This is a genomic window from Klebsiella sp. EMBS2024, assembly GCF_036233805.1.
GTDB lineage: Bacteria > Pseudomonadota > Gammaproteobacteria > Enterobacterales > Enterobacteriaceae > Klebsiella > Klebsiella pneumoniae.
The window spans coordinates 578,349-582,962 of record NZ_JAZARW010000001.1; the positions used below are offsets into that span (position 1 = coordinate 578,349).

The window sequence follows — 4,614 nt, forward strand, 5'->3', positions numbered from 1 at the left end:
GCCGATGCCAGGAATCGTCCTGGTTAACCAGTTACTCACTCTTTCTTCACATTTGCCCGGTACAAAGGAGCTGAATCAGGAGGTGTACCATGAAAAAGATGATTTCTCTGGCAGTAATTTTATCCTGTGTGCTGAGCGTCCCGGCCTTTGCCGATGGCCCGAACGACGGCCATCGTCCGGGGCAACCCACGGTGTGGCAGAACGGTCCGGACCATGACGGGCATGCACCGCAGGGCGGACCTGACGCGCATCATCAGGGCGACCATGACCAGCGTGGCCCGGATCGCGACGGCCATGACAAACGCGATCTGGCACGTCATGAGCAGGACCATTTCGCCTGGCGCGGGAACGATTTCCGCAAAGGCCACCCGGCTCCGGCGCCGTTCCGTGGCGATGAATATCGCGTCCGCGACTGGAGCGACCGCGGCCTGCCGCCCCCGCCGGAAGGCCATCACTGGTCCTATATCGACGGTAACTATGTGCTGATCGCCGCGGCGACCGGGATCATCACCTCGATTCTGGTGAGCGGCGCCCTCGGCCACTAAATGCGCTGCTCCGCGACGCCGGGTCAGGAAAAGCCTGATCCGGCGATGGCGCACTCGCGGAAAGCTNNGGATCCAGCGCAGCATCCGGCCAGTATTTATAACCATTGATCGTTGCCTGGGCGGCCAGCCCTTTTTCGGTCAGATGATAAACGTTGACCTTCGAGAGCAACGAGGCGGTATCTGACGCCACGCCGCTGGAAGCGGCGGCGATCGGCGCGCTGCAGCCCGCCAGCGCAACGATTGCGAGAAGGAAAAGCCTCTGTAATTGCCTGCCCGTTTATTTTATATAACGCTGGATGTGGCCGTGCACGGTAGGGTAAATAACGGGAAATTCTCAAAAAAATAAACTNNTATTTTTTGATTGCACTATTTTAATTATTCATTGCGCTGTGGTGAGTGGATTATTAAATAAGATGCGTCGATTCCAGGTATTAGAAATGCTGCTTGCATAAACTTTTCATCGCGATACCGTGATAAGTCCTTAATTTATTTCCCGGAGAGCGGCATGAGTGATTATGTAATTCCAGAAATTAAAGCGACGGAAGCGGAAATGATTTCTATCCGTCATTATTTACATGCCAATCCGGAATTAAGTCTTGAAGAGTTTAATACCAGCGAACTGGTCGCCAGCAAGCTGACGGAGTGGGGCTATCAGGTGACGCGCGGTCTCGGCAAGACCGGCGTGGTCGGCAGCCTGAGCAAAGGCGATTCTCCGCGCACCATCGGCCTACGCGCCGATATGGATGCCCTGCCGATCGAGGAAACCACCGGTTTACCCTGGGCCAGCACGGCGCCAGGAAAAATGCACGCCTGCGGCCATGACGGTCACACCACCATTCTGCTGGCGGCGGCGAAATATATCGCCTCGCCGGCCTGTCAGTTCAACGGCACGGTGCATCTGATTTTTCAGCCGGCGGAAGAGGCTATCGGCGGCGCGGATTTAATGATTAAAGACGGCCTGTTCGAGCAGTTTCCCTGCGAACGCATCTTTGGCTTGCACAACATGCCAGGCCTGCCTGTAGGCAAGCTGGGCTTCTACGCCGGCAACTTCATGGCCTCGGCGGACACCGTCAAAATCACGATTACCGGCTACGGCGGCCACGGCGCCCACCCCGAGCGCACCGTCGACCCGATCGTCGCCGGTGCGGCGCTGGTGATGGCCCTGCAGAGCATTGTGGCGCGCAACGTGCCGCCGGGAGAAACGGCAGTGGTCAGCGTCGGCACCTTCCAGGCCGGTATCGCCTCCAACGTCATTCCGGAGAGCGCGGTGATGGAGCTGAGCGTGCGGGCGATGAAGCCGGAAATCCGCGACCTGCTGATCAAGCGTATTCACGAGCTCGCTGACTTTACCGCCAAAAGCTATGGCGCCAGCAGCGTAGTGGAGGTTTACGACTCCTATCCGGTATTAACCAACAGTCCTGAAGAGACCGATTTCGCCCGGGCGCTGGCGCTGGAGGTGTTTGGCCGCGAAGGGGTCCTGGAGTCGGTCTCGCCGATGAACGCCAGCGAGGATTTCGCTTTTATGCTGCGTGAACGCCCGGGCAGCTACTTCCTGCTCGGCAATGGCGAGAAAGGGGAGAAGGGCGGTTGCATGGTGCACAACCCCGGCTACGACTTTAACGATGACATTATCACCATCGGCGCGACGCTGTTCGCCCGTCTGGTGGAAAAACACTGTCGCTAATCTCTGGAGAAGAACGCGAATGAAAAAATCACTGTTGCTATGGCTGGCATTAATGGCGTCGACGTCGGCGCTGGCCGAAGGGGGAAAGGAGATCCGCTTCGGCGTCGACCCGACTTTCGCGCCGTTTGAATGGAAAGATCCGCAGGGCAAGCTGGCGGGGTTTGATATCGATTTAGGCAACGCCATTTGTCAGCAGCTGCAGGCGAAATGCGTGTGGGTGGAAAGCAATTTCGACGGCATTATCCCGGCGCTGAAGGCGCGTAAATTCGACGCGATCCTTTCCGGGATGTATATGACCGAGAAGCGCAAAGCGCAGATTGCCTTTAGCGACAAGTTGTATAACGGGCCGGTGTTCCTCGTGGCGCGTAAAAATACCCTGCAAGGCAATACGCCGGAACAGCTGAAGGGCAAAACCATCGGCGTGGAGCAGGGCTCGGCGCAGGAGACGTATGTTAACCAGCACTGGCGGCCGCAGGGGATAAACATTGTGGCCTACCAGGGGGCCGATAGCGTGGTGCGTGACCTGGAGTCGGGGCGCATCGACGGCGCGGTGCTCTCCGGGATGATGGCCGACTACAGCTTCCTGCAGCAGCCGCAGGGTAAAGAATTCGCCTTTGTCGGCGGCCATCTGCAGGACGATACGCTGTTTGGCGCCGGGGCGGCGATAGGTTTGCGTAAAGACGATGAGGCGCTGCGTCAGGAAATTAACGGCGCGATTGCGAAGATTCTTGCCGACGGCACCTATAAAAAATTAGCTGGCAAATATTTTAGCTTTGATGTTTATTCCGGGACATAATGTCAGAGTGTACCTGCGGGCGTGGAGCGCCCGCCGTAAGATTCCTTTTCTGATTATCCAATCGACCTCCTCTCCTGACCCCTGTGGTTACCTGAGGGAAGCAGAATATAAGCTAAGGAGTACTCGGCATGATGACACGTCCTTTGGGCAAAACCGGATTTTCCATCGCCCCATTAGTCTTTGGCGGCAACGTCTTTGGCTGGACCATCGATGAAAAAACCAGTTTTGCTCTTCTTGATGCTTTCGTTGACCACGGTTTTGACGCTATCGATACGGCGGATGTTTATTCCCGCTGGGCGGAGGGCAACCAGGGCGGCGAATCTGAAACCATAATCGGCCGCTGGCTACAGGCGCGCCCCGGCATGCGCGATAAAGTCAAAATTTTCACCAAAGTCGGCTCCGATCTCGGCCTCCCCGGCCATAAAGGGCTCAGCAAAGCCTGGATCCAACAGGCGGTTGACGACTCTCTGCGTCGCCTGAATACCGATTATATCGACCTCTACTTCTCCCACTGGCCGGATCCGCAAACCCCGGTGGCGGAAACGCTGGAGGCCTTCCACAGCCTGCAGCAGGCCGGAAAAATCCGCGCGATGGGTGCCTCTAACCTCGATGCGATGCAGCTGGCGGGGGCGCTGGAGGTGGCGCGTAAGGGCGGCTTGCCTGCGTGGCAGGTGCTGCAGCCGGAATATAACCTCTACCACCGCTCCGCCTTTGAAGGCGCGCTGTGGGATCTCTGCGTCAGCCGCGATATCGGGGTGGTGACCTACTACAGCCTGGCCTCGGGGTTCTTAACCGGTAAGTACCGCCAGCCGTCGGATCTGACACAGAGCCAGCGCGGAAGCGGGATTGGTAAGTACCTGAATCCGCGCGGCATGCGGATTATCGATACCCTGGCGGCGGTCGCGGACGAGCAGGGCGCGAAGCCGGCTGAGGTGGCCCTGGCGTGGCTGATCGGCCGCGAAGGGGTGACCGCGCCGATCGCCAGCGCCACCAGCGTGGCTCAGGTGGAGAGTTTTGCCCGCGCGGCGGCGCTGAGCCTGAGCGCGGAGCAAGTGGCGCGGCTGGACGGCGCCAGCGCCTGAGGCAATCCCTCTNCCCGGCGGGGAGAGGGGGGAAGGCTATACATGACGCGGACCGTAGGCCGGGTAAGGCGCCAGCCGCCACCCGGCNAAATANCGGCGCAACCGGAAATGTCCCTGNNCGCGCTGCGCTTAGCAGGGCTACAGCTTCTATGTTACTTCCGGGCCGATTGCGCTCCCGGTTAATTGTCTGCGTTATGGCAGTCATGGNGCNGGGAGCGCACAGGGGGCGGCCAGTCGCCGCCGCCCCCTGTACCCCCGGGCTCCGGCCAGCAACATCGCCGCTGCGCGGTNCCTTCGACTTATCCCTGCAGGCTTCGGGTCGGGCCGAGGCAGCGTCCCTGCAAAACACGGCCCTCAGCCCGCATCCATGCGGGCTGCCCCGGCCTTCCGGGAACGTCTCAGCGATGTTGAGGCCGCAACACCGGCAGTTTCAGTCGCACAAGTGGGTAAGTTAACGGCTGGCTGCTACGGACCGTAGGCCGGGTAAGGCGCCAGCCGCCACCCGGC

General features: G+C 59.4%; 5 protein-coding genes and 1 pseudogene. 5 read left to right on the forward strand and 1 reads right to left on the reverse strand.

Annotation, left to right across the window (positions count from 1 at the left end):
* Positions 1 to 89: 89 nt before the first annotated feature.
* Positions 90 to 545, forward strand: coding sequence for an RcnB family protein (locus VZP09_RS02675; RefSeq protein ID WP_002892701.1), 456 nt, complete (start codon positions 90 to 92; stop codon positions 543 to 545).
* A gap of 68 nt (positions 546 to 613) precedes the next feature.
* Here the strand turns inward: VZP09_RS02675 and VZP09_RS02680 are convergent.
* Positions 614 to 735: pseudogene (locus VZP09_RS02680) on the reverse strand (hypothetical protein); the annotation flags it as partial.
* Between VZP09_RS02680 and VZP09_RS02685 the strand changes: the two are divergent.
* From VZP09_RS02685 to VZP09_RS02700, 4 genes are all read left to right on the forward strand, one after another.
* Positions 698 to 835: a hypothetical protein gene (locus tag VZP09_RS02685; protein ID WP_012737575.1), complete on the forward strand. Its 138-nt coding sequence runs from the start codon at positions 698 to 700 to the stop codon at positions 833 to 835. The pseudogene VZP09_RS02680 and the gene VZP09_RS02685 overlap by 38 nt on opposite strands.
* Before the next feature lie 215 nt (positions 836 to 1,050).
* Positions 1,051 to 2,229: a M20 aminoacylase family protein gene (locus VZP09_RS02690; RefSeq protein ID WP_004176999.1), complete on the forward strand. Its 1,179-nt coding sequence runs from the start codon at positions 1,051 to 1,053 to the stop codon at positions 2,227 to 2,229.
* A 19-nt stretch (positions 2,230 to 2,248) separates the two neighbouring features.
* A complete protein-coding gene (locus tag VZP09_RS02695) occupies positions 2,249 to 3,025 on the forward strand; it encodes an ABC transporter substrate-binding protein (RefSeq protein ID WP_002892707.1) in 777 nt (258 codons plus the stop codon).
* Positions 3,026 to 3,153: 128 nt separating this feature from the next.
* On the forward strand, positions 3,154 to 4,107 hold the full coding sequence (locus tag VZP09_RS02700; protein WP_328794878.1) for an aldo/keto reductase: 954 nt from the start codon (positions 3,154 to 3,156) through the stop codon (positions 4,105 to 4,107).
* Positions 4,108 to 4,614: the final 507 nt, after the last annotated feature.

Bases quoted from the DNA above. Each gene is read 5' to 3' on its own strand.
- VZP09_RS02700 (WP_328794878.1), top strand. From the start codon at position 3,154: ATGATGACACGTCCTTTGGGCAAAACCGGATTTTCCATCGCCCCATTA.
- VZP09_RS02695 (WP_002892707.1), top strand. From the start codon at position 2,249: ATGAAAAAATCACTGTTGCTATGGCTGGCATTAATGGCGTCGACGTCG.
- VZP09_RS02690 (WP_004176999.1), top strand. From the start codon at position 1,051: ATGAGTGATTATGTAATTCCAGAAATTAAAGCGACGGAAGCGGAAATG.
- VZP09_RS02675 (WP_002892701.1), top strand. From the start codon at position 90: ATGAAAAAGATGATTTCTCTGGCAGTAATTTTATCCTGTGTGCTGAGC.